The organism is Achromobacter aegrifaciens, from assembly GCF_902859735.1.
GTDB lineage: Bacteria > Pseudomonadota > Gammaproteobacteria > Burkholderiales > Burkholderiaceae_B > Achromobacter > Achromobacter aegrifaciens.
The window spans coordinates 639,647-662,161 of record NZ_CADIJY010000002.1 but is presented as its reverse complement, the minus strand read 5'-3'; the positions used below and the strand labels follow the sequence as shown (position 1 = coordinate 662,161).

Sequence of the window (22,515 nt, the reverse complement as noted above, 5' to 3'; positions counted from 1 at the left end):
AGGCGTTTGCAGGGATAATGGCGGGGCCGCGCCGCAGGGGCGGCCTCGTTACCGCCAACGCCACGTTTTCCGCCATGCCAGAACTGCCGCAAGTCGCCAACCCTCCCGCCGCACAGGTGGCGGGCACAGCCGCCTTCTCGAAGTTCATGCATGTGCTGCAAGTCGTGGCCGATACGCCGGAATCCATGACGGTGGCCGAACTCAGCAAGCGCAGCGGCTATCCGCGGCCGACCGTGTACCGTACGGTGGCCGCGCTGGTGGCCGAACGCCTGCTGGCCGAACATCCGGTCACCGGCAAGCTGAGCCTGGGGCCGCGCCTGATCCAGCTGGCCAGCCGCAGCTGGGGCCGCTCGGAAATGCGGCTGGCGGCCGTCGAGAACCTGAAGCAGTTGCGTGACGTCACCGGCGAGACCGTGCACCTGGCCGTGCCCAACGGCCAGCACATGGTCTACATCGAGAAGCTGGAAAGCCCCAGCGTGGTGCAGATGAATTCGCGCATCGGCACCAACGTCTCCATGTACTCGACGGCGGTGGGCAAGGCGTATCTGGCGATGTTGGACGAGGCGGCTCTGCAGGCCGCGCTGGACATGCTGCCGCAGCCGTTCGCCTGCCATACGCCCAATACCGTCAAGGATACGGCCGCGCTGCGGCGGCAGCTCGAACAGGTGCGCCAGCGCGGCTGGGCCGTGGATGATGAAGAGAACGAGGCCGGCATTTATTGCTTCGGCGCGCCGATTTTCGGGCAGAACGGCGTGCCTGTGGCGGCCATCAGCGTGAGCACGCTGCGATTCCGCCAGAAACCAGATCCGGAAGCGGCCTATGTGGCGCCGCTGCTGGAGGCCTGCCGTGCGATCAGCCAGCGCATTGCAGGCACGCCGATGCTGGCGAGCAGCGATCTGCTCTGACGGGCGGCGCGCCACCGCCCCGGGGCGGTCTACTCGGGCTGGATGCCGGCCTTCTTGATGATCTCGCCCCACTTCTTCGACTCGGCTTGCTGGAACTGCGCCAGTTCTGCCGGCGTGGAGCTTGCCGCGTCCGTGCCCGTTTGCGCATAGAACTGCTTGGCAGGCGCGCTTGAAGTGGCCTTGACCAGCAATTCGTTCAAGCGCTTGACCACATCAGGCGGCGTGCCGGCGGGCGCATACGCGGCAAACCAGTAGCCCATTTCATAGCCTGGCACGCCAGCCTCGGCGATGGTGGGTACGTCCGGCGCCAGCGGCGAGCGCGCCTGGCCGGTCACGCCCAACGCGCGCAGCTTGCCCGACTTGACTTGCGGCAGGCCGGTGGCGGTGTCGGTGATCATCATGTCGATCTGGCCGCCCAGCAGGTCCGTGACCGCCAGCGGATTGCTCTTATATGGCACGTGCAGCAGTTGCACGCCCGCCATCTGTTGCAGCAGTTCGCCGGCGATGCGGCTGCTGGAGCTGCCGCTGCCGAAGCTCAGCTTGCCGGGCGCTTGCTTGGCCTGGGCCAGGAAGTCGCCCACCGTCTTGGCCGGCGAATTGGGATTGACCACCATGATCTGGCCGCCTTTGCCCAGCAGGGTCAGCGGCGCGTAGTCCTTGACCGGATCGTAGGTCAGCGTCTTGTAGAGGTGCTCGTTGGCGGCATGCGTGGTGTTTGTGGTGATCAGCACGGTGTAGCCGTCGGGGGCCGCGCGGGCGCCGGCCGCGGCGCCTATCATCGCGCTGGCGCCCGGCTTGTTCTCGATCACCACGGCCTGGCCGGTCTGTTCGGTGACACCCTGGCCGATGGCGCGGCCGATCTGGTCGGTGGCGCTGCCGGCCGCGAACGGCACGATGAAGGTGATGGGCTTGGCGGGGAACTGGGCCATGGCGCTCAAGGGCAGGGCGGCGGCCAGCAGCAAGGCCAGCCGGCCTTTGGAAGCAATGCGCATGTGTGTCTCCTGTGGATTTTTATAGGAATCGAAATCAGGCGTCCGCGGGACGGTCGCCGGGTATGTCGGGCAGACGGCTGGCCAGCGCAGGGCTGACTTCGACCGTCATGTCCAGCAATCTGAAAGAGAGGCTCTTGCCGTGCGTGTCCAGGTTGAGGGCATCGTTGACGCCGCCGTCCAGCACGCCTTCAAGCACAAAGTTCATCGCATGCAGCGTGGGCAGCGCGTAGCGGGTGACGCGGCTGGGGCGGCGGTACGCGAACCAGTCGGCGACGCGGGCCTCGGTGACCTGTGCATCCAGCACGTCGTAGCATTCCGGATCCCAGGCGATCAGGCTCAGGTTGGAGATGTCGCCCTTGTCGCCGGAACGGCTGTGCGCCAGGCGGTACAGGGGGACCGAGATCAGCGGCGGATTCATTGCGGGGCTTCCTCCAGGAAGGTCCAGCCGCTGGGCACGGCGTCGCGCGGCAGGGTGCAGGACAGCATGTTCAGGCGCGGGCGCAACGCGGTGCGCACGCCGCCGCCGCCGGCCGGGCCGCAGGTATACAGGGCAGTCACTTCGCGCAGCACGCTTTCGGCAAGCTTGCGGTCCATGTGTTCGGCCGCGACGCGCAGGCGCACGTCGCGCGCATGGCCGTCGGGCAGGGCGGACAGCATGTTGCCGGCGTCATCGCCCAGGATGCTGATGGCGCCGATGAGGTCGGCGCGCAGGCGCAGAGCCGGGTCCAGGCGCTTGCGCACGATATCGGCGGCCAGACGGGCGCGTGCTTCGGCCTGCACCCCGGCATAGGAGATCTCGGCTTCGGCCAGCCAGCCGCCGCGGTAGCAGACGTTGACCTTGAGTTCGGCGGGACGCGCGTGGCCGGTGATGCCGCGCACCGCCACCCGATCGCCGCCCAGTTCGGCCACCTCGGCGCGGCTCAGGTCGGCGACGACGTCCGGCGTCAGGTAGCGCGCGGGATCGTGCACTTCGTACAGCAGCTGTTCTTTGACGGTGCGCGCATCGACCATGCCGCCGGTACCGTCGGCCTTGCCGATCACGAATTCGCCATCCGCATCGATCTCGGCGATGGGAAAGCCGGCGGCGTGCACGTCTGGCACATCCTTCAAGCCGGGCACGCAGAAGTAGCCGCCGCTGACCTGCAGGCCGCACTCCAGCATATGGCCGGCCATGGTGGCACGGCCCAGGCGCTGCCAATCGTCCATGGCCCAGCCGAAATGGGCCAGCGCCGGGCCCAGCGTGAGCGATGGGTCCGACACGCGGCCCGCGACCACTATCTGCGCGCCGGCCCGCAGCGCCTCTGCGATCTCGGCGGCGCCGAGGTAGGCGGTGGCACTGACCACGTCGCGCCCATCCAGCGCGCCGCCAAGGCGCTGGCGCAGCAGTTCGCGTTGCGCATCGCTGGAAAGCGCGTCGCCATATACCACTGCGATGCGCGGCGCGGGCAGGCCTTGCTGCCGGGCCAGCGCGGCAACGCGCCGGGCCGCGGCGGCAGGGTTGGCCGCGCCGAAGTTGCCGACGATGCGGATCCCGTGGTGCAGACAGTCGGCCAGCACCGGGCCGACCAGTTCGTCCAGCAAGGGCTCGTAGCCGCGCTCCGGGTCTTCGTTGCGGGCCAACTGGGCCAGCGCCAGCGTGCGCTCGGCCAGCGTTTCGTAAATCAGCACGCCGCCGCCGCGGGCGATCAGCGTGCGCACGACGGCGGCGGCGCCGTCGCTGCGGTCGCCGGAGAACCCGGAGGCGCAGCCTATGTGGAGGGGGGCTAGGGACATACGGAATCAGGGCAGGGGTCTAGGTGTCTGAGGCCCACTATAGGCACGCTCGGCTCATCAGTAAAATAGAAAGATCGGATCAATTCATAGAGAAAAGCCATGAATCTGTCTACCCGGCAATTGCGCGCGTTCGTGGCCCTGGCCGACGAAAAACACTTCACCCGGGCGGCCCAACGCTGCCACCTGACGCAGCCGGCCTTCAGCGCCCTGATCCGCCAACTGGAGGACAGCGCGGGCATGCGCCTGTTCGACCGCAACACGCGCCATGTGGAGCTGACGGTCGAGGGGCAAGTGCTGGACGCGACGGCGCGCAGGCTGCTGGCCGACATGGACCTGGTCATGGAGGATCTGCGCGACCACGCCGCCAGGCGTCGCGGACGGGTGGCGCTCGCGGCTTTGCCCTCGCTTGCCGCCGGCTGGCTGCCGGGGCTGCTGGCGCGTTTTCGCGAGTCCTATCCAGGCATCACGGTGGACCTGCGCGATGCCCTGCTGGATCCCTGCCTGGACCTGGTGCAGGCAGGGCAGGTGGATTTTGCGGTGGCCTCGCGACGGCCGGACATGAACGACCTGGAAAGCGAGTTCCTGCATGCGGACCGTTATTTTCTGGTCTGTCGCGCCGATCATCCGCTGGCAGGCGCGGGCCGCGCCCGGCTGCGCGACATCCTGCGCTATCCCATGATCCAGCTTGCGCGCGGCAGCAGCGTGCGCAAGCATCTGGACGCGGCCTTGGGGGCCGACGCACCGGCGCCGGTGTTCGAGGTCGAGCACCTGGCCACGGCAACGGGGTTGGTGCGCGCGGGGCTGGGCATCTCGGTGGTGCCGGCGATGACGCTGTTCCATTTCGGCGGCGCCGACCTGCGCATCGTGCCGCTGGCCGGCAAGGCCCTGACCCGTCCGCTCTACCTGGTGCGGCGCAAGGGCCGCACGCTATCGGTCGCAGCGCAGGCGTTGTATGACCTGCTGCGGGAGCATCGGGGGGATATCGATAGCCCGGGATTGCCTGGTTTGGATTAGCCGGCTATCGGCTGGCCGACGCAGCGTTGGAACACCGCCTCCAGCGGCGCGTAGTCGCAGATCACGGCGGCGACGTTGGCGTCGACCCATTCCCGTTGCTCCACTGACCACCAACTGATCTCGTAGCCGGCATTGATGATGAGGTGTTCGAACAGGAGACGTTGAGCGCGCCCGTTGCCTTCACGGAAGGGGTGGATCATGTTCAAGTCGCCGTAGGCGACGGCTGCCTCGGCGATCAGCGCGGAGCGCGGCAGCTCCTTGAACCAGTTGGCCCGCGCCAGGGCCGCGAAAATCTTGTCGGCCTCGGGTTCGATCCTGCTTGTATTGCAGAAGCGCGTGCCGCCTTTTGAGATATCGATGGTGCGCAACTCGCCCGCCCAGTCGTAGAGATCCTGAAAGAGCGTGCGATGGAGTCGCTTCAGGTACGCGAGGTCGTAGGGAGGCAGGGAAAAATCGATCTGGCTGGCGGCGATCTCGGAAAGATCTTGCTCAGCCTGCGCGAGCAGCGCATCGTCCCGGATGTCCAGCCGGTTGCGCAGCGTGAAGCTGCCGGGGTAGCAGTACGGATCCTGTCCGGTGCCGTACTTGTCCAATGTCAGGCGGGCTTGCGATAGGCGCGCAACACCGTTTCGCGCGAGGGCAGTTCGCGCTTGGCGTCGGCGGGCGTGGCCGGGTAGCCTTCCAGGCGCATGCTGGCCGCGTAGTTGGAGCGGCGCACCTTTGCCCAATAGTCCAACTTGGCTTGCAGGCTGGTGTTCTTCAAGGGAAACGCCTCGTTTGAAATGCTGCGGGATAGCTTGATGATTATAACGAAGCTGCACTGGGCTTGGCTTGTCCGGCCCTGCGGCAAGTACTTCTGGTTCCGTCGTGCAGCCACCCTAGGGCATTCAGCCACTTTCGCAAATGTCTATTGCTGGATAAACTTCGATAGTTGTAGTTTCTATCCGACTTTCGAAGGATTCCGCCCATGAGCAAGCAAATCATCCATACCGACACCGCGCCCGCCGCGGTAGGCCCTTACTCGCAAGCGGTTGCCGTAAGCGGCACCAAGACTGTCTACCTCTCGGGCCAGATCGGCCTGGAGCCGGGCACTGGCGACCTGGTCTCCGAGAACTTCGATGCGCAGGTGCGTCAGGCTTTCGCCAACATGCAGGAAGTCATCAAGGCTGCCGGCGGCACGTTGGACAATGTGGTCAAGCTGACACTGTTCCTGACCGACCTGGGCAAGTTCACGGCCGCCAACGCCATCATGGCCGAGATCATTCCCCAGCCGTTCCCGGCGCGCTCGACCATCGGCGTGGCCAGCCTGCCCAAGGGCGCGCAGTTCGAAGTCGAAGCCATTCTGGTCCTGTAAGGCCCGTCCGGACTTTTCGATCCAGGGGTTCGTTTCTCCATGCCGGCCGCAGCCGCGGCTTCCAAGCGATCCGGCGCCGACAACAAAGGCGCCGGCCGGGCAATGACGGATACGGAGCGCAAGCTCCGTAACCTGGGCTTGGTGCTGCCCGAGGACTTCGTGCTGCACCTGCCGCTGCGCTACGAGGACGAAACCCGCATCATGCCGATCAGCGCCCTGCGGCCCGGTTTTCCCGGGCAGGTCGAGGGCGAGATCACCAAATCCGAGGTCCTCTACCGGCCCCGGCGCCAGCTGACCGCCACGCTGGCGGACGACAGCGGCGAACTGCAATTGCGCTGGCTGAACTTCTACCCCAGCCAGCAGAAGCAAGTGACCGTGGGCAAGCGCCTGCGTGCGCGCGGCGAGGTCCGCGGCGGCCTGTTCGGGCGCGAGATGGTGCATCCGCGCATGACCAATGCCGATGCGCCGCTGCCCACGGCGCTCACGCCGGTCTATCCCAGTACCGAAGGGCTGCCGCAACTGACGTTGCGCCGCGCCATCGCGCAGGCGCTGGACCGCGCCGACCTGTCCGACACCTTGCCCGACGAGGCGCGGGCGCGCTATGACCTGCCGCCGTTCGAGCCAGCCATCCGCGCGCTGCATACGCCTGCGCAGGGCGAGTCCGAGCAGGCCTTGCTGGACCGCGTGCATCCCGCCTGGCGGCGCATCAAGTTCGATGAACTGCTCGCGCAGCAATTGTCGCTGGCGGCCGCGCGGGCCGCGCGCCGGATAAAGGAAGCCGAGTCGCTGCCCGTGCGCAACGAGGCCGGCGGCCTGGTCGCCAGGCTGTACGAAACCTTGCCGTTCAAACTGACTGGCGCGCAGGAGCGCGTGGTTCAGGAAATCTCCGCCGATCTGGCCAAGCCGTATCCCATGCACCGCTTGTTGCAGGGCGATGTGGGCAGCGGCAAGACGGTCGTGGCGGCCATCGCCGCCGCCCAGGCCATCGCCAGCGGCGCGCAGGTGGCGCTGATGGCGCCCACCGAAATTCTGGCCGAGCAACACTTCCGCAAACTGGTGTCGTGGCTGCAGCCATTGGGCGTGAATGTGGCCTGGCTGAGCGGCAGCCTGTCCGCCAAGGCGCGCCGTGAAGCGGCGGCCGCCGCCGCTGACGGCAGCGTGCAGTTGGTCGTGGGCACGCAGGCGCTGATCCAGGATCACGTCGAATTCCACCGCCTGGGCTTGTCCATCGTGGACGAGCAGCACCGCTTCGGCGTCGGACAGCGCCTGGCGCTGACGCGCAAGGGCGAAACCGTGCGCGGGCGCAACGTGCCGCACCAGCTCAACATGAGCGCGACGCCGATCCCGCGCACGCTGGCCATGACCTTCTTCGCCGATCTGGACGTGTCCGTCATCGACGAGCTGCCGCCGGGGCGCAGTCCCGTGCTGACCAAGCTGGTGTCGGACGCAAGGCGCGAGGAAGTCATCGCCCACATTGCCCAGGCCGCGCGCGGCGGGCAGCAGGCCTACTGGGTCTGTCCGCTGGTCGAGGAAAGCGAGGCCCTGGAACTCCAGACCGCCGTGGACACCTACGAAGGCATGCGGGTCGACCTGCCGGACCTGCGCATCGGGCTGGTGCACGGCCGGCTGCCGCAAGCCGAAAAGGCCGCCGTGATGCAGGCCTTCCGCGATGGCGAAGTCGACCTGCTGGTCGCCACCACTGTGATCGAAGTGGGCGTGGACGTGCCGAACGCCTCGCTCATGGTGATCGAACACGCCGAGCGTTTCGGGCTGGCGCAACTGCATCAGCTGCGCGGCCGGGTAGGGCGCGGCACCGCCGAATCGGTCTGCGTGCTGCTCTATCAGACGCCGCTGTCGCAAGTGGCGCGCGAACGCCTGCGGGCCATGTTCGAGACCTCGGACGGTTTTGAAATCGCCCGCCGTGACCTGGAACAGCGCGGTCCGGGAGAGTTCCTGGGTACGCGCCAGTCCGGCATGGCGCTGCTGCGCTTCGCCGACCTGGAAACGGACGCGGCCATTGCCGAAGACGCGCGCGATGCCGCGGTCTGGCTGCGCGCCGAACATCCGGCCGCGGTCGAGGCGCACCTGGCGCGCTGGATGCGCGGGCGCGAGGATTTCCTGCGCACCTGACCATGCAGCCAGCCGCCAACCTTAATCTAGCAAGCGCCAGCCGCAAGGCTGGGGCATAACCCCCGGGGGCGTAGTCCACCATGACTCTCACCGAACTCAAGTACATCGTCGCCGTTGCGCGCGAACGGCATTTCGGCCGGGCGGCCGAGGCCTGTTTCGTCAGCCAGCCCACGCTCTCGGTAGCGATACGCAAGCTCGAGGACGAATTGGGCGTCACGCTGTTCGAGCGTGGCGGCGCCGAGGTCGGCGTCACCCCCATCGGCCAGCGCATCGTGGCGCAGGCGCAGAAGGTGCTGGAAGAAAGCGCCAGCATCAAGGAGATCGCGCGCCAGGGGCACGACCCGTTGGCCGGCCCCTTGCGCGTCGGCGTCATCCACACCATAGGTCCGTACCTGTTGCCGCGGCTGGTGCCGGAGCAGATCCGCCGCACCCCGCAGATGCCGCTGCTGCTGCAGGAGAATTTCACGGTGCGCCTGGTCGAGCTGCTGCGCCAGGGCGAGATCGATTGCGCCATCATGGCTTTGCCGCTGCCGGAGGCCGGCCTGGTCATGCAACCCTTGTACGACGAGCCCTTTGTGGTGGCCGTGCCGAATGACCACGAGCTCGCCCGGCGCCAGGCGATCGACGCGCAGGACTTGAAGCAGCAGACCATGCTGCTGCTGGGCAGCGGCCACTGCTTCCGCGACCAGGTGCTCGAAGTCTGTCCCGAGCTGTCGCGCTTTTCGGCCGCCAGCGACGGCATCCAGCGCACCTTCGAAGGCTCCTCGCTCGAGACCATCCGCCACATGGTCGCGGCCGGCATCGGCGTGACCGTGCTGCCCGTGACCGCGGTGCCGGAGCAGCCGCCTTCCAACAGCCTGCTGCGCTATCTGCCATTTGACGGCCACGTGCCGGAGCGCCGCGTGGTGTTGGCCTGGCGCCGCAGTTTCCCGCGGCTGGCCGCCATCGAGGCGCTGGCGCAAGCGGTCTATGCCTGCGAGCTGCCCGGCGTGAAGATGCTGACCGACGAGGTCGCGGCAGTGCAGGATTGATTCCCGGGCCGCTTTCAGGCGGCTTCGCGCGCGCGGTTTGCGCCGCGTCAAAAGGTCGCAGGACTGATTGATAAAAGCGGCGGATATTGCGGCATTTCGCCGTATTTGCAGTGTTATCCTTGTTTCGCACATTCATCCCTAGGAGCTAGCAATGGCCAAGTCCCCCAAGAAGACCTCCAGCGTTCCGCGCATCAACATCGGTATCTCGGACAAGGACCGCGCCGCAGTCGCCGGCGAACTGTCCAAGCTGCTGGCCGACTCGTACACGCTGTACCTGATGACGCACAATTTCCACTGGAACGTCACGGGGCCGATGTTCAACACGCTGCACCTGATGTTCATGACCCAGTACACGGAAGAGTGGAACGCGCTGGACAGCATCGCCGAGCGCATCCGCGCGCTGGGCCACTACGCGCCGGGCACCTACCGCGAATTCAGCAAGCTGTCCTCCATCGCCGAGCCGGACTCGGTGCCGGAAGCCCTGGAAATGGTGCGTCTGCTGGTGACCGCCAACGAATCCGTCGCCAAGACGGCGCGCGCCGCTTTCGAGAAGGCCGATGCCGCCAACGACCAGCCCACGGCCGACCTGCTGACGCAGCGCCTGGACGTGCACGAAAAGAACGCCTGGATGCTGCGCAGCCTGCTGCAGTGATAGCGGCCGACGCCACATGAAAAACGGAGCCTCGCGGCTCCGTTTTTTTCAGCATCGGAAATGAGTCAGGCCTGATGCGACAGCGGCCGTGCCGGTATGGGCGCGATCCGCTCGGGCGGCGGCGTCACCCGCCACACCGCGCGCCGGCGCAGCGCGCCCAGGAGCTTCAAGCCCTGCGGCCAGTCGTCCAGGCCGCTCTCGGCGTTGATGTGGCCAGCGCCCGGCACGACCACCAGCCGGCTGCCCCAATCGCGCGCAAACGCGCGGGCGCGTTCCAGCTGGCAATAGGGATCGTCGTCGCTCGCCACCACCACGCTTTGGAAGGGCAGGGAATGCCGTGGCACAGGTCCGAAGCTTCTCAAACAGGCGGGAGCATTTTCGCGTTCCACGTCGGCAGGCGCCACCAGCAGCGCGCCCGCGACCTTGGCGCGCAGTGGCACCGGCAGGGCGGCGCTGATCAGGCAACCCAGGCTGTGCGCGATCAGGAGCACGGGGCTGCGGGCCTCGTTCACCTCGGTCGCCAGCGCCGCGATCCATTCGCCGGGAGCCGGATGTTCCCAGTCGCGTTGCTCGACGCGGCGCGCATGCGGCAGCAGGGCCATCCAGCGCGATTGCCAGTGTTGCGGTCCGGAGTTTTTCCATCCGGGGACGATGATCGGTTGGAGTCTCATGGCGGCCATGATGCCGCGCGGCCTTAGTAACGCAAACGAATAAATCGTCTTTTGCATATACGCCAGCGGGCATAAGGGCGCACCCCGAACAATGCCGCAGCGCAATAATCGGAGGGGTATCAAAGTGGTCGAAAACTGGCCTGAGAAGGGCAATTTTTCAGTGTATGCTTGCCGTGCAATCGCAATGCAACCGGGCGTGACCAGGGCCGAAACCCCTGCAAAGGGCAGTCCAGCAGGCATGCTTGGCCTGGAGATGATCCGGCGTCCGACCCGGTGCAAAAAACTAACGATTACAAATCATTAGAGGAGTCCACACATGAAGCCAGTATTTCGTCTGACCCCGGTCATTGCAGCGCTGGGCGTCGCAGCCGGTCTGGCGTTTGCCTCGGGAGCGCAAGCGCAAACCATCAAGATCGGCGTCGTCGGCCCCACCACCGGCGCGGTCACGCAGTATGGCGATATGGTCCGTGAAGGGGTCGATACCGCAGTCGAGCGCATCAACGCCGCCGGCGGCATCAACGGCAAGAAGCTGGAAACCGTCGTGATCGACGACGGCTGCGAACCCAAGCAAGGCCCGGTCGCCGCCAACCGCGTGGTCAACAGCAAGATCGGTTTCGTCGTGGGCCACGTCTGCTCGGGCGCCACCATCGCCGCCGCCGACGTCTACAACAATGAAGGCGTGGTCATGGTCACGCCGTCCGCCACGTCGCCGGCCCTGACCGACGGCAAGAACTACGAGTTCATCTTCCGCACCATCGGCCGCGACGACCAGCAAGGTCCTGCCGCCGCCAAGTTCATCCTGGACAAGATCAAGCCCAAGAAGGTCGCCGTGCTGCATGACAAGCAGTCCTACGGCCAGGGCATCGCTACCGCGGTCAAGAACGACCTGGAGAAGGGCGGCGTGGCCGTCGCCGTGTTCGAAGGCATCAACGCCGGCGACAGCGACTACTCGGCCGTCATCACCAAGCTGAAGAGCCAGGGCGTGGACTTCGTCTATTACGGCGGCTACCACCCTGAAATGGGCCTGCTGCTGCGCCAGGCGGCCGAGCAAGGCGTGAAGGCCAAGTGGATGGGCCCGGAAGGCACGGGCAACCCCGATATCAACGCCATCGCCGGCGACGCCGTCGAAGGCATGCTGTTGACGCTGCCGGCCGACTTCACCCAGAACGCCGCCAACGCCGACATCGTCAAGGCCTTCGAAGCCAAGAAGCGCAACGCCAGCGGCGCCTTCCAGATGACCGCCTACACGGCCACCCAGGTCATCGCGGACGGCATCAAGGGCGCTGGCAGCGACGACCCGACCAAGGTCGCCAAGTACCTGCACGCCAATTCCTTCGATACGCCGATCGGCAAGGTGTCCTGGAACAAGCAGGGTGACCTGACGAACTTCCAGTTCGACGTGTTCACCTGGCACAAGGACGGTTCCAAGACCGTCTACAAGTAAGTCCAGGCGCGGGCCGCCGGCCCGCGAGACCGGCGGACCCCCTGGCGGTTCCGCAGGAAACCGGGCCGGAAGCGACAGTCTTCCGGCCCGGTTTTTTTGTTCTTCCGACGGCCCGGGAACCGGCTCGGCGCGTTCCGGTCGAACGCGCGCCCGCCGCATTTGCGTAGAATGCGGCGCCATCGACCTCACTTTTTCTGTCTGGACACCATGACCAAGGCCTTGTTAGTCGAAGACGATCCGAAACTATCGCGCCTGATCGCGCAGTTCCTGGAGCAGCACGGTTTCCATGTTGCCCAGGCCTACCGCGGCGATCACGCGGTGGAGGCATTCCGCAGGCATGACCCGGCCATCACCATCCTGGACCTGATGCTGCCCGGCCGTGACGGCCTGCAGGTCTGCCGTGATCTGCGCGCGTTTTCATCAGCCCCCATCCTCATGCTGACGGCCCGCGAGGACGACCTGGACCAGATCCTGGGCCTGGAGTCGGGCGCGGACGACTACGTCATCAAGCCCGTGGAGCCGCGCGTGCTGCTGGCGCGGGTACGGGCGCTCCTGCGCCGGCACAGCCAGCTGGACGAGCCGCCGGACCGCCTGGAGTTCGGTCCGCTGGTCATAGACCGGCGTACGCGCGCCGTGGTGCATGCCGGTTCCGAAGTGGACCTGACCACAATGGAGTTCGAGATGCTCTGGGCGCTGGCCAGCCAGGCCGGCCAGGTGCTGACCCGCGACGACTTGCTCAATGCGGTGCGCGGCATCGAATTCAACGGACTGGACCGCAGCGTCGACGTCTGCGTCAGCAAGCTGCGGCGCAAGCTGGATGACGACCCGCGCGATCCGGCGCGCATCAAGACCGTGTGGGGCAAGGGCTATCTGTTCTCGCCCAAGGCGCACGAGAGCGGTGATGCTTAAGTTTGTCCTGCGGCTGTTCGTGGTGCTGGCGGTGGGCTTCGTCATTTCCAACGAAGTCGTGGACCGATCCGCCAACTACTTCTTCGAACCCGTCAGCGACGCCTACGCGCGCGAAGCGGTGCGGGGCCAGATCCACAGCCTGGTGCAGGAACTGGGCCGCGTGCCGCCATCCGAGCGCGAGGCGCACGTGCGCGACGCGCTGGCGCCGTACTACGGCCTGGCGCTCAAGGTGGTCGACGCCGAAAGCTACGGCGCCACCAAGGACGAGCGCGCCATGGTGGAGTCCGGCAGCTTCTTCGTGCGCGACAAGCAGCAGACCTTTGTGGCGGCGATTCCCGGTCCGGGCAGGCAATGGCTGGAGGTCAAGCTGCCGCCCGAGCCGGACATCGGCCCCTGGCTGATGGCCGCGGTGTATTCCGCCCTGGGCCTGTTGCTGTGCGCCTTCATGCTGGTGTGGGCGCTGCCCATCTGGCGCGACCTGGAGGCCCTGAAGACCGCCGCCCTGCGCATGGGCCAGGGCGACCTGCAAGCCCGGGCGCGCCTGTCGCGCCATTCCAGCATCCGCAACCTGGGCGACACCTTCAACCAGATGTCAGACCGCATCAGCGCGCTGGTGGGCAACCAGCGCGACCTGACCAATGCCGTGTCGCACGAGCTGCGCACGCCGATCGCGCGCCTGTCGTTCGAACTGGACATGATGGACCGCGAGGACGACCCGGCCGCACGCAAGCGCCTGGTCGAGGAAATGAAGAGCGACGTGGCCGAACTGGACGCCATGGCCTCGGAATTGCTGATGTACGCGCGCCTGGAACACAAGGGCGACGGCGTGGCGCTGCAGCCGCAGGACGCGCGCGGCTGGCTGGATTCGGTGGTGCAGCATGCCGGCTTCGAGGCCGGCGTGTCGGGCGTGCGCTGCGAAGTGGCACTGTGCCAGGTGCCCGAGGTGCACTTGCACCAGCGCTACATGACGCGCGCCTTGCTCAACCTGCTGCAGAACGCCATCCGGCATGCCGGCCGGCAGGTCCAGGTCAGCTTAATCAGCCCGGGCGCGCGCGAGTACGTGCTGATCGTGGACGACGACGGCCCCGGCATCCCGCCTGCCGACCGCGAACGGATCTTCGAACCTTTCATCCGCCTGGACGAAAGCCGCGACCGCGGGACGGGTGGGGTGGGGTTGGGCCTGGCCATCGTGAGCCGGGTGGCTCGCTGGCACAACGGGACCGTGCAGGCAAGCGACAGCCCCTTGGGCGGCGCGCGTTTCGTGGTTGCCTGGAAGACCGCCTGAAGCCTGGCGGGGTGCGGCGCGGCACAACGTAAACAAACTTCACAATCCGCCGCCGCAATCTTCACAAACTCCATACAAAGCGGGAAAGATCGCGGGCAGGCGCCTGGATAGCATGACGGCAGTTCTCTTCAGAGGTCTTGCCGCTAGCCATGTTTTCCCTCAGCCGCCTGGTTGCCGTAGGTATGTTGCTGGTCGCCGCGGGCGGTTGCCAGGGCGTTCCTCCCGACGCGCCGCCGCCGATCGCCCAGGGCGACTACAAGGCGGTGGTGGGCTACCTGGCCCAGCGCATCCCCTATGACATGGACGCTTCCGACGTGCCGGGCCTGTCGATCGCAATCGTCGACGACCAGCGCCTGGTGTGGAGCACGGGCTTCGGTTACGCGGACCCGCTGCGCCACCGCAGCGCCACCAGCGACACGCTGTACCGCGTAGGGACCATCACCAAGATCGTCACGGCCGCGGGCGTGCTGCGCGCCGCCGACGACGGGCGTCTGGCGCTGGACCAGCCGGCCTCGCAGGCGCTGCCCGATTGGGACATCCAGCCGCGCCGCGGCGCCATGCAATGGCTGGGCACGCATCCCTTCACCGCCCGCAATCTGCTGGCCGTGCACCCCGGATCGTTGGAAGACACCATGGGACGCGCGCGCGCTGACATGGCCTACGCCCTGCTGGGAGACATGGTTGCGCATGTGGCGAGCGAACCGTTCGACACCTACGTGCGCCGCACCATCCTGCAGCCGCTGAACATGCCGCGCGCCGGGTTCCATCCCGATCCGCGCATGCTCGAACTGCGCGCCTCGGGCTACCGTCGCGGCGCTCCCTGGACCGAAGCGCCTCAGCCCAACGAAGCGGCCGACGGCCTTTGGCTCAGCACTTCGGAGATGGCGCGCTTCTCCAGCATGCTTTTTGCCGACGGTCTTTACCAAGGCCGACGCGTGCTGAATGCCGACTCGGCCCGCGCCGTGCTCGACATGGAAACCGTGGAAGGCGGGTTGGCGCTGGAATGCCGCCTGGCCTTGTCCTGGCTGGCTGCGCCCTGTGGCGACGATATCGCCGGCACGCCATTGCGTCTGCATAGCGGCGCCACTGAAGCCTTCCATTCGCGTCTGGTGCTGGCGCCGCGCGACAAGCTGGCGGTGCTGGTCATGAGCAATTCCGACACCAGCGAGTCCTTGGTGGCCTCGGTGTCGACGATGGCGATGGCGCTGATGCGCCAGGCCAAGCAGGGCGCAATCACCCAATAGATGGGGCCGTTCCCGGCTCCACGGTTTTACCCCCCCCCTCAACCTCGTTTCTTGGAAGCTGTTATGAAGCGAAAAATCCGTTCCATCCTGTTTACGCGCGGCGCCGGCGCTGCTTGCCTGCTGGCTTTAGTCCCGGGACTGTCCCTGGCCGATGACGCTGCGAACAGTTCCGTCTACGGCCAGCGCGGGGCCAGCTCGCGCGGGTTGACGGTGGCGACGGGGGAGGGGCCGGCCGACGAATGGCTGTTCTACGGCACGCTGGGCGCGGGCTACGCGCCGCGCTACAGCGGCAGCGACGAGTATTCCGCCGTGCCGATCATCGGCCTGGGCGTGCGCAGCCCCGGTGGCTTCTTCCTCAGCACCGACCACGGCCTGGGCTGGGAAACCCAGGCCCTGGACAGCACGTTCCGCTTTTATCTTGCGCCCAGCGCTTCGCGCAAGGACCACAAGAAGGGGTTCCAGGGCTCGGACAAGCTGCGCGGCATGGGCGACATCGAAAGCCGCGCGCAGATCGGTATGGACGCTGAAACGACGATAGGCCCAGTGACCCTGTCGGCAACGGTCGCGCATGCATTCAAGAAGGGCGACAACCGCGACGTAGGCAGCGCTTACACCATGTTCAACCTGGGAGCCAGCACCACCGTGTACGAGGGTAGCGCCGGGGCGATTTCGCTGGCGCTGTCCGGCACTTTCGGCGACGGCAATTACATGCGCACCTGGTATGGCGTCAGCGGCAACCAGTCGGCAAAGTCCGGCTATCGCAAGTACACGCCCAAGGGCGGTCTGGAAAGCGTGGGCCTGGGCGCGACCTGGGCCGTGCCGCTCTCCAAGTCCTGGTCGTGGACCACGTCGGCGGAAGCGCGGCGCCTGTACGGCGACGCGGCGGACAGTCCCATCGTGCGGGATCGCGCGCAGTACACCATCGGCACCATGATGACGTACACGTATTGATCGGGGGGAAGCCCGTTCCCGGCCGGGAGCGGGTGAGACGGAAGCGGGCGGGCGCAGCCGCCGCTTCCGTCCAGCGATGGCTTTACAGGCCTTGCACGCGGCGGCCGCTGTCGGCCTCGAACCAGTGCAGCGGATGGCGGCCGTCCGGGCCCAGGCTGACGCGGTCGCCGACCTTGGCCGACGACTCGGACAGCTGGCGCGTGGTGCAACGCACGACCAGCATGTTCTTGCCGCAGCGGCTGTGGACCAGCTGTTCGGAACCCAGCGTTTCGACCATTTCGACTTCGGCCGGCACGCCCTGGGTGTTCAGCAGCATGTGCTCGGGACGCATGCCCATGATGATCTTGCGGCCGCGCACTTGCGAGGGCACCTGCAGCGGCGAGATGTCCAGCGCGATGCCGTCCAGCGTCTGCACCGTGCCGTCGCCCGCGACGTTGACTTCCATCAGGTTCATCGGCGGCGAACCGATGAAGCCGGCGACGAAGGTCGAGGCGGGCTTTTCGAACACTTCCATCGGCGTGCCGATCTGCTCGGGCACGCCCTGGTACATGACGATCATGCGGTGGGCCAGCGTCATGGCCTCGACCTGGTCGTGGGTCACGTACAGGCTGGTGGTGCCCAGGCGGCGATGCAGCTTCATGATTTCCAGGCGCATCGCCACGCGCAGCTTGGCGTCCAGGTTCGACAGCGGTTCGTCGAACAGGAACACCTTGGGTTCGCGCACGATGGCGCGGCCCATGGCCACGCGCTGGCGCTGGCCGCCGGACAGGGCGCGCGGGCGGCGGTCCAGCAGGTGACCGAGTTCCAGGATCTGCGCGGCCGCGTCCACGCGCTTCTTGATCTCGTCCTTGGAGAACTTGCGGATCTTCAAGCCGTAGGCCATGTTCTCGAACACGGTCATGTGCGGGTAGAGCGCGTAGTTCTGGAACACCATCGCGATGTCGCGCTCGGCGGGTTCCAGGTTGTTTACGACCTTGTCGTCGATGACGATTTCGCCGCCGGTGACGGTTTCCAGGCCGGCGACCATGCGCATCAGCGTGGATTTGCCGCAGCCCGAGGGGCCGACGATGACGATGAATTCACCGTCCTTGACGTCCATGTCGATGCCATGGATGACCGGCACATTGCCGGCATAGGTTTTCTTGACGTTGCGAAAGCTGAGAGTAGCCATGAGTTATTCGTGTTCGGAGTCGTGTTCGGGTGGGCGAGGGCGGGTGACCGTCACTTTTCAGTGTCGACCAGACCCTTGACGAACCATTTCTGCATCAGGATGACGACCAGCGCGGGCGGGATCATCGCAAGCATGGCGGTGGCCATGGTGATGTTCCATTCGGTCACGCTGTCGCCGCCGCTGATCATCCGCTTGATGCCGATGACGACGGGGTACATGTCTTCCTGCGTGGTCACGAGCAGCGGCCACAGGTATTGGTTCCAGCCGTAGATGAACTGGATCACGAACAGCGCGGCGATGCTGGTCTTGGACAAGGGCAGCAGCACGTCGCGGAAGAAGCGCACCGGACCCGCGCCGTCGATGCGCGCGGCCTCGATCAGCTCGTCCGGCACCGTCAGGAAGAACTGGCGGAACAGGAAGGTGGCGGTTGCCGAGGCGATCAGCGGCAAGGTCAACCCGGCGTAGCTGTTGAGCAGGCCGAGGTCGGCCACCACCTTGTAGGTGGGCGCGATACGGACTTCGACCGGCAACATCAGGGTGACGAAGATCATCCAGAAGAAGAACATGCGGCCGGGGAAGCGGAAATACACCACCGCGAAAGCCGACAGCAGCGAGATGGCGATCTTGCCGATGGAAATCGCCAGCGCCATGATCAGGCTGACGTACATCATGCGGCCCACGGGCGCGCCCGACGAACCGCCGGAAGAGCCGCCGAACAGCGCCTGCATGTAGTTGTCGACGAAATGCTTGCCGGGGATGAGGGACATCGGCGCGGACGCCACTTCCTGCGCGGTCTGGGTGGACGCGACGAAAGTGACGTAGAGCGGAAATGCCACCATCGCCACGCCGCAGAGCAGAATGACGTGGGCCAGAATATCCAGCCAGGGACGGCGTTCAACCATTGTTTATAGCCTCGGACAAAATCAATACTGCACTTTGCGGTCGACGTAGCGGAACTGCACGACCGTCAAGGCAATCACAATGAACATCAGCACCACCGACTGCGCCGCGGACGAACCGAGGTCCAGGCCGCGGAAGCCGTCGCTGTACACCTTGTAGACCAGGATGGAGGTCGACGTGCCCGGACCGCCCTGCGTGGTCGTGTCCACCACGGCAAAGGTGTCGAAGAAGGCGTAGATGATGTTGACCACCAGCAGGAAGAACGTGGTGGGCGAGAGCAACGGGAACACGATGCTCCAGAAGCGGCGCGACGGGCTTGCGCCGTCGATCGCGGCGGCTTCGATGAGCGAGCGCGGAATCGATTGCAGGCCGGCCAGGAAGAACAGGAAGTTGTACGACACCTGCTTCCACACGGCGGCGATCAGCACCAGGGTCATGGCCTGGTTGCCGTCCAGGCGCGGGTTCCAGTCGACGCCGGCATGGCGCAGGGCCACGGCCAGGATGCCGACGGAAGGCGAAAACAGGAACAGCCACAGCACGCCGACCACGGCGGGCGCCACGGCGTAGGGCCAGATCAGCAGCGTCTTGTAGAGGCCGGCGCCGCGGATGACGCGATCTGCCATGACGGCCAGCAGCAAGGACACGCCCAAACCGACCACTGCCACGAGGATCGAGAATACGGCGGTGACGCGGAAGGAATCCAGGTAGGCCTGTTGCGAAAACAGGTCCATGAAGTTGTCCAGTCCGACGAACTCGGAGGACAGTCCGAATGCATCTTCCAGCCGCAGCGATTGCCACATGGCCTGGCCGGCCGGCAGGAAGAAGAAGACCACGGTAATGATGATCTGCGGCAGGAGCAGCAGATAGGGCAAGGTCTTGTGCCCGAATACAACGCGTTTTTCCATAGGGGGAACCCAAGGTACAGAAAAGCGGCGGTTGGAGTAACCGCCGCCTGAAACCGCCTTCGTAAAATACGAGAGGCTTAAAGCCCTAAAAACCGCAGGGCCTTAAGCCTTGTACTGCCTGGCGCAAAACAGCCCAAGTCCTTGTCACGGCATGGAAAATACCGATTGACAGGACCGGGCCGGTATCGCGGAAGGGCGTTACTTTACACTCTTCTCGAACTTTTCCAGCAGCTCGTTGCCGCGCTTGACGATGTTGTCGGCGCCGTCCTTGGCGCTGACCTTGCCCGAAACGACGCGTTCGATTTCGGCGTCTTCGATTTCACGGATCTGCGGCAGGAAGCCCAGGCGCAGGCCGCGCGATTGCGCGGTGGTTTCGACGTTCAGCTGCTTGACGCCGACTTCGGTGCCCGGGTTCTTGTCGTAGAAGCCGTCCTTCTTGGTCAGCTCGTAGGCAGCCTTGGTGACGGGCACGTAGCCGGTCTGCTGGTGCCAGCGGGCGGCGATTTCCGGGCTGGCCAGGAACTTGAAGAACGCGGTCACGCCCTTGTAGGTTTCCGGCTTCTTGTTGGCGAAGACCCACAGCGAAGCGCCGCCGATGATGGTGTTCTGCGGCGCGCCTTGCACGTCGGCGTAGTAGGGCAGGGTCGAGGTGCCGAATTCGAACTTGGCGTTCTTGGCGATGTTGGCGCGCAGGCCGGACGAACCGGTGATCATGGCGCACTTGCCGCTGATGAACAGCGAGTTCGGCTCGTCGCCGCGGCCGCCGTACATGAAGATGCCTTCCTTGCCCAGCTTGGCCAGGTTTTCCAGGTGGCGCACGTGCAGCGGGGTGTTGATGGCGATGCGGGCGTCCAGGCCGCCGAAACCGTTGTCCTTGGTGGCGTACGGCACGTTATGCCAGGCCGAGAACGTTTCCAGCTGGACCCACGACGGCCAGGAGGTGGTGTAGCCGCATTCCTGACCTGCGGCCTTCAGCTTCTGGCCGGCGGCGGCCAGCTCTTCCCAGGTCTTGGGCGGCTTGTCGGCGTCCAGGCCGGCCTTCTTGAAGGCGTCCTTGTTGTAGTAGAACACCACGGTCGAGCTGTTGAAGGGCATCGACACCAGCTTGCCGTCGGCCGACGAGTAGTAGCCGGCCACGGCGCCGATGAATTCCTTCGGATCGATCGGGTTGCCGACTTCTTCCGACATCTGCTGCACCGGCTTGATGGCGCCCTTGGCGTACATCATGGTGGCGGTGCCGACTTCGAACACCTGGAGGATGTCCGGGGCGTTGCCGGCGCGGAACGCGGCGATGCCGGCGTTCATGGATTCACCGTAGTTGCCCTTGTAGACTGCCTTGACTTGGTAGTCGGGGTTCTTTTTGTTGAATTCGTCGACCAGGCCGTTCACGCGATCGCCCAGCGCGCCTTCCATCGAGTGCCAGAATTGGATCTCGGTGGCGGCATGCGCGGAGGCGCCTGCAAAAGCCGTCATGATGGCGGCAAAGGTTAAGGCAATACGGTGGGATCGCATAGAGAGGTTCCTCCAGTTGGGCGTGACGCGACCGGGTTGTCCGGGCGCAGAAAACACGACACCTTATGAATTGTTTGTGACAAAACCGTGACTTTCACATCACTCCAAACGCCTGTCAAATTGCGCGTTTTAGGCGCGAACGAACATTTTTCTTTTTTTTCCCAACGAGAACTCCCGTTTACAATCGGCTCCTATGAAAAACGAACTTTCGATTGCGTTCATCGGGGGCGGCAATATGGCCGCTGCCCTGGCCTCGGGCCTGGCCGGCAAAGTATGCGCCGCCGGCAACATACATGTCATTGACATAAACCAGGATTCGCATGCTGCCTGGCAGGCCCGCGGCATGACCACCGCGACGGCTCCGGGCGAGGCCCTGGCGCGGTGCCGCGTCTGGGTGTTCGCTGTCAAGCCACAGAACATGAAGGACGTTGTGGCTTCCACGCGTCAATGGTTGCGCGAAGACACTTTGGTGGTAAGCGTGGCGGCCGGTATCCGCGCCGATACGCTGGCGGCCTGGCTCGGTACGCCCGAGGCGCCGTTCAAGCGCCTGGTGCGCTGCATGCCGAATACGCCGGCCCTGGTGGGCGCCGGCATTACCGGCCTGGCGGCGCTGGACGGGGTGGACGCTGCCGACCGCGACCTGGCGGCGCGATTGCTGTCCAGCGTGGGTGAAGTGGTGTGGGTCGCCGATGACGCCGCGCTTGATGGCGTGACGGCCTTGTCGGGCAGCGGCCCGGCTTATGTATTCCTGTTTCTGGAAGCGCTGGTGGCGGGCGGCCAGAAGGTCGGCCTGACGGCAGAACAGGCCAAGCAACTGGCATTGGGCACGCTGGCCGGGGCGACGCGCCTTGCCGCCGAGTCCTCTGAACCGCTGGCCACCCTGCGTGAACGTGTCACCTCCAAGGGCGGCACCACGGCGGCGGCGCTCAATGCGTTCGGCGCGGCCGGGTTTGCCGCCATCGTCGAAGACGCCATGGCGGCCGCCGCCCGACGCTCGCGCGAGCTGGCGGAGGAGTTCGGCAAATGACGGCCACGGACGGGGGCACAGGCTCCCGGCGCTTTGCGCTCATGAGCCGGCCGCAGTTCGCCATTGCCGTGCTGTGCATGCTGGTGGTGGTGGTCGGCTCGAACATCCTGGTGCAGGTGCCGCTGAACGATTGGTTGACCTGGGGCGGGTTGTCCTATCCGGTCGCCTTCCTGGTCACGGACGTGCTGAACCGCCGGTTCGGCCCGGCGGCCGCGCGCAGGGTGGTCTGGTTCGGCTTTGCCGCCGCCCTGGTGGTGTCGGTATGGGTGGCCTCGCCGCGCATCGCGCTGGCTTCGGGTCTGGCCTATATCTGCGCGCAACTGGTGGACATTCAGGTGTTCGACCGATTGCGCGACCAGCGCTGGTGGCGCGCGCCCCTGGTGTCGGGCGTGCTCGGCGCCATCCTGGATACGGCCGTGTTCTTCAGCGTTGCATTCGCGGCGACCGGCGCGCCCTGGATGACATGGATGATGGGCGACCTGGCGATCAAGCTCGCGGTCAATATCAGCATGCTGGCGCCGTTCCGCGCGCTGATGTGGAATCTGGCCAAGCCGGCCAATGCCTGACCAGGCGGCGGGGCGCCTGCGGTTTTCGGGCCGCCCCGCGCTTGAATTCAGTGAATAACTACGCACGTTAATTATTATT

Annotated in this window: 23 protein-coding genes; 13 read left to right on the top strand and 10 right to left on the bottom strand. The window is 65.8% G+C overall.

What is annotated here, in order from left to right:
• The first annotated feature begins 74 nt into the window (after positions 1–74).
• Entirely contained in the window at positions 75–905 is an 831-nt protein-coding gene (locus tag HV766_RS08990; RefSeq protein WP_054454832.1) for an IclR family transcriptional regulator, read from the top strand.
• Between the two features lie 29 nt (positions 906–934).
• Here HV766_RS08990 and HV766_RS08985 read toward each other — a convergent pair whose 3' ends face one another.
• From HV766_RS08985 to HV766_RS08975, 3 genes are read right to left on the bottom strand one after another with little or no spacing between them, the layout of a single operon-like run.
• Complete coding sequence (locus HV766_RS08985) at positions 935–1,897, bottom strand: Bug family tripartite tricarboxylate transporter substrate binding protein (protein WP_054454126.1); 963 nt, start codon at positions 1,895–1,897, stop codon at positions 935–937.
• 34 nt (positions 1,898–1,931) lie between these two features.
• Positions 1,932–2,315 carry an AtuA-related protein gene (locus HV766_RS08980; RefSeq protein ID WP_054454127.1) on the bottom strand — a complete coding sequence of 128 codons (384 nt, stop codon included), beginning with the start codon at positions 2,313–2,315 and terminating at the stop codon, positions 1,932–1,934.
• On the bottom strand, positions 2,312–3,670 hold the full coding sequence (locus HV766_RS08975) for an acyclic terpene utilization AtuA family protein (protein WP_175181002.1): 1,359 nt from the start codon (positions 3,668–3,670) through the stop codon (positions 2,312–2,314). The genes HV766_RS08980 and HV766_RS08975 overlap by 4 nt, the downstream gene beginning before the upstream one ends.
• 99 nt (positions 3,671–3,769) lie before the next feature.
• Between HV766_RS08975 and HV766_RS08970 the strand changes: the two genes are divergently transcribed.
• On the top strand, positions 3,770–4,684 hold the full coding sequence (locus HV766_RS08970; RefSeq protein WP_175181001.1) for a LysR family transcriptional regulator: 915 nt from the start codon (positions 3,770–3,772) through the stop codon (positions 4,682–4,684).
• On the opposite strand, the gene HV766_RS08965 is transcribed toward HV766_RS08970, so the two are convergent.
• Entirely contained in the window at positions 4,681–5,277 is a 597-nt protein-coding gene (locus HV766_RS08965) for a putative adenosine monophosphate-protein transferase Fic (protein ID WP_119451578.1), read from the bottom strand. The genes HV766_RS08970 and HV766_RS08965 overlap by 4 nt on opposite strands.
• Before the next feature lie 2 nt (positions 5,278–5,279).
• Positions 5,280–5,447 (bottom strand): YhfG family protein, encoded by a 168-nt coding sequence (locus HV766_RS08960; RefSeq protein ID WP_119451577.1) that lies wholly within the window; start codon positions 5,445–5,447, stop codon positions 5,280–5,282.
• A gap of 204 nt (positions 5,448–5,651) precedes the next feature.
• On the opposite strand from HV766_RS08960, the gene HV766_RS08955 reads away from it, so the two are divergent.
• The 4 genes from HV766_RS08955 (at position 5,652) to HV766_RS08940 (ending at position 9,851) form a co-directional block, all read left to right on the top strand.
• Positions 5,652–6,038, top strand: coding sequence for a Rid family detoxifying hydrolase (locus tag HV766_RS08955; RefSeq protein WP_013393965.1), 387 nt, complete (start codon positions 5,652–5,654; stop codon positions 6,036–6,038).
• A gap of 39 nt (positions 6,039–6,077) precedes the next feature.
• Positions 6,078–8,168: an ATP-dependent DNA helicase RecG gene (gene recG / locus HV766_RS08950; protein WP_175181000.1), complete on the top strand. Its 2,091-nt coding sequence runs from the start codon at positions 6,078–6,080 to the stop codon at positions 8,166–8,168.
• An 80-nt stretch (positions 8,169–8,248) separates the two neighbouring features.
• Positions 8,249–9,199, top strand: a complete 951-nt coding sequence (locus HV766_RS08945; RefSeq protein ID WP_054454135.1) for a LysR substrate-binding domain-containing protein — start codon at positions 8,249–8,251, stop codon at positions 9,197–9,199.
• A 151-nt stretch (positions 9,200–9,350) separates the two neighbouring features.
• The gene (locus HV766_RS08940) at positions 9,351–9,851 is read left to right on the top strand and encodes a Dps family protein (protein ID WP_054454138.1); all 501 of its coding nucleotides are present in this window, start codon (positions 9,351–9,353) and stop codon (positions 9,849–9,851) included.
• A gap of 65 nt (positions 9,852–9,916) precedes the next feature.
• On the opposite strand, the gene HV766_RS08935 is transcribed toward HV766_RS08940, so the two are convergent.
• Positions 9,917–10,522, bottom strand: a complete 606-nt coding sequence (locus HV766_RS08935; RefSeq protein WP_054454834.1) for an RBBP9/YdeN family alpha/beta hydrolase — start codon at positions 10,520–10,522, stop codon at positions 9,917–9,919.
• 316 nt (positions 10,523–10,838) lie between these two features.
• Between HV766_RS08935 and HV766_RS08930 the strand changes: the two genes are divergently transcribed.
• The 5 genes from HV766_RS08930 (at position 10,839) to HV766_RS08910 (ending at position 16,355) form a co-directional block, all read left to right on the top strand.
• Positions 10,839–11,966, top strand: a complete 1,128-nt coding sequence (locus HV766_RS08930; protein ID WP_054454141.1) for a branched-chain amino acid ABC transporter substrate-binding protein — start codon at positions 10,839–10,841, stop codon at positions 11,964–11,966.
• Positions 11,967–12,173: 207 nt separating this feature from the next.
• Entirely contained in the window at positions 12,174–12,875 is a 702-nt protein-coding gene (locus HV766_RS08925; protein WP_175180999.1) for a response regulator, read from the top strand.
• Entirely contained in the window at positions 12,868–14,160 is a 1,293-nt protein-coding gene (locus HV766_RS08920; protein ID WP_054454143.1) for an ATP-binding protein, read from the top strand. Before HV766_RS08925 ends, HV766_RS08920 begins: the two co-directional genes overlap by 8 nt.
• Positions 14,161–14,309: 149 nt before the next feature.
• A complete protein-coding gene (locus HV766_RS08915) occupies positions 14,310–15,404 on the top strand; it encodes a serine hydrolase domain-containing protein (RefSeq protein WP_175180998.1) in 1,095 nt (364 codons plus the stop codon).
• A 63-nt stretch (positions 15,405–15,467) separates the two neighbouring features.
• Complete coding sequence (locus HV766_RS08910) at positions 15,468–16,355, top strand: MipA/OmpV family protein (RefSeq protein ID WP_175180997.1); 888 nt, start codon at positions 15,468–15,470, stop codon at positions 16,353–16,355.
• Positions 16,356–16,437: 82 nt separating this feature from the next.
• On the opposite strand, the gene HV766_RS08905 is transcribed toward HV766_RS08910, so the two are convergent.
• The 4 genes from HV766_RS08905 to ugpB all read right to left on the bottom strand — a co-directional run bounded on the left by HV766_RS08905 (position 16,438) and on the right by ugpB (position 20,843).
• Positions 16,438–17,526, bottom strand: a complete 1,089-nt coding sequence (locus HV766_RS08905; RefSeq protein WP_054454148.1) for a sn-glycerol-3-phosphate import ATP-binding protein UgpC — start codon at positions 17,524–17,526, stop codon at positions 16,438–16,440.
• A 50-nt stretch (positions 17,527–17,576) separates the two neighbouring features.
• Positions 17,577–18,428 carry a sn-glycerol-3-phosphate ABC transporter permease UgpE gene (gene ugpE, locus HV766_RS08900; protein WP_013393954.1) on the bottom strand — a complete coding sequence of 284 codons (852 nt, stop codon included), beginning with the start codon at positions 18,426–18,428 and terminating at the stop codon, positions 17,577–17,579.
• A 21-nt stretch (positions 18,429–18,449) separates the two neighbouring features.
• Positions 18,450–19,331 (bottom strand): sn-glycerol-3-phosphate ABC transporter permease UgpA, encoded by an 882-nt coding sequence (gene ugpA, locus HV766_RS08895; RefSeq protein WP_054454150.1) that lies wholly within the window; start codon positions 19,329–19,331, stop codon positions 18,450–18,452.
• A 198-nt stretch (positions 19,332–19,529) separates the two neighbouring features.
• The gene (gene ugpB / locus HV766_RS08890; protein ID WP_054454152.1) at positions 19,530–20,843 is read right to left on the bottom strand and encodes a sn-glycerol-3-phosphate ABC transporter substrate-binding protein UgpB; all 1,314 of its coding nucleotides are present in this window, start codon (positions 20,841–20,843) and stop codon (positions 19,530–19,532) included.
• Positions 20,844–21,036: 193 nt separating this feature from the next.
• Between ugpB and proC the strand changes: the two genes are divergently transcribed.
• Together proC and HV766_RS08880 are read left to right on the top strand one after the other, a co-directional pair.
• Positions 21,037–21,870 carry a pyrroline-5-carboxylate reductase gene (proC, locus tag HV766_RS08885; RefSeq protein ID WP_054454155.1) on the top strand — a complete coding sequence of 278 codons (834 nt, stop codon included), beginning with the start codon at positions 21,037–21,039 and terminating at the stop codon, positions 21,868–21,870.
• On the top strand, positions 21,867–22,436 hold the full coding sequence (locus tag HV766_RS08880; RefSeq protein WP_370127624.1) for a queuosine precursor transporter: 570 nt from the start codon (positions 21,867–21,869) through the stop codon (positions 22,434–22,436). The genes proC and HV766_RS08880 overlap by 4 nt, the downstream gene beginning before the upstream one ends.
• Positions 22,437–22,515 lie beyond the last annotated feature (79 nt).

Coding starts and splice junctions, on each gene's coding strand:
- HV766_RS08990 (WP_054454832.1), top strand. CDS start 75: ATGCCAGAACTGCCGCAAGTCGCCAACCCTCCCGCCGCACAGGTGGCG.
- HV766_RS08985 (WP_054454126.1), bottom strand. CDS start 1,897: ATGCGCATTGCTTCCAAAGGCCGGCTGGCCTTGCTGCTGGCCGCCGCC.
- HV766_RS08980 (WP_054454127.1), bottom strand. CDS start 2,315: ATGAATCCGCCGCTGATCTCGGTCCCCCTGTACCGCCTGGCGCACAGC.
- HV766_RS08975 (WP_175181002.1), bottom strand. CDS start 3,670: ATGTCCCTAGCCCCCCTCCACATAGGCTGCGCCTCCGGGTTCTCCGGC.
- HV766_RS08970 (WP_175181001.1), top strand. CDS start 3,770: ATGAATCTGTCTACCCGGCAATTGCGCGCGTTCGTGGCCCTGGCCGAC.
- HV766_RS08955 (WP_013393965.1), top strand. CDS start 5,652: ATGAGCAAGCAAATCATCCATACCGACACCGCGCCCGCCGCGGTAGGC.
- recG (WP_175181000.1), top strand. CDS start 6,078: ATGCCGGCCGCAGCCGCGGCTTCCAAGCGATCCGGCGCCGACAACAAA.
- HV766_RS08945 (WP_054454135.1), top strand. CDS start 8,249: ATGACTCTCACCGAACTCAAGTACATCGTCGCCGTTGCGCGCGAACGG.
- HV766_RS08940 (WP_054454138.1), top strand. CDS start 9,351: ATGGCCAAGTCCCCCAAGAAGACCTCCAGCGTTCCGCGCATCAACATC.
- HV766_RS08935 (WP_054454834.1), bottom strand. CDS start 10,522: ATGAGACTCCAACCGATCATCGTCCCCGGATGGAAAAACTCCGGACCG.
- HV766_RS08930 (WP_054454141.1), top strand. CDS start 10,839: ATGAAGCCAGTATTTCGTCTGACCCCGGTCATTGCAGCGCTGGGCGTC.
- HV766_RS08925 (WP_175180999.1), top strand. CDS start 12,174: ATGACCAAGGCCTTGTTAGTCGAAGACGATCCGAAACTATCGCGCCTG.
- HV766_RS08920 (WP_054454143.1), top strand. CDS start 12,868: ATGCTTAAGTTTGTCCTGCGGCTGTTCGTGGTGCTGGCGGTGGGCTTC.
- HV766_RS08915 (WP_175180998.1), top strand. CDS start 14,310: ATGTTTTCCCTCAGCCGCCTGGTTGCCGTAGGTATGTTGCTGGTCGCC.
- HV766_RS08910 (WP_175180997.1), top strand. CDS start 15,468: ATGAAGCGAAAAATCCGTTCCATCCTGTTTACGCGCGGCGCCGGCGCT.
- HV766_RS08905 (WP_054454148.1), bottom strand. CDS start 17,526: ATGGCTACTCTCAGCTTTCGCAACGTCAAGAAAACCTATGCCGGCAAT.
- ugpE (WP_013393954.1), bottom strand. CDS start 18,428: ATGGTTGAACGCCGTCCCTGGCTGGATATTCTGGCCCACGTCATTCTG.
- ugpA (WP_054454150.1), bottom strand. CDS start 19,331: ATGGAAAAACGCGTTGTATTCGGGCACAAGACCTTGCCCTATCTGCTG.
- ugpB (WP_054454152.1), bottom strand. CDS start 20,843: ATGCGATCCCACCGTATTGCCTTAACCTTTGCCGCCATCATGACGGCT.
- proC (WP_054454155.1), top strand. CDS start 21,037: ATGAAAAACGAACTTTCGATTGCGTTCATCGGGGGCGGCAATATGGCC.
- HV766_RS08880 (WP_370127624.1), top strand. CDS start 21,867: ATGACGGCCACGGACGGGGGCACAGGCTCCCGGCGCTTTGCGCTCATG.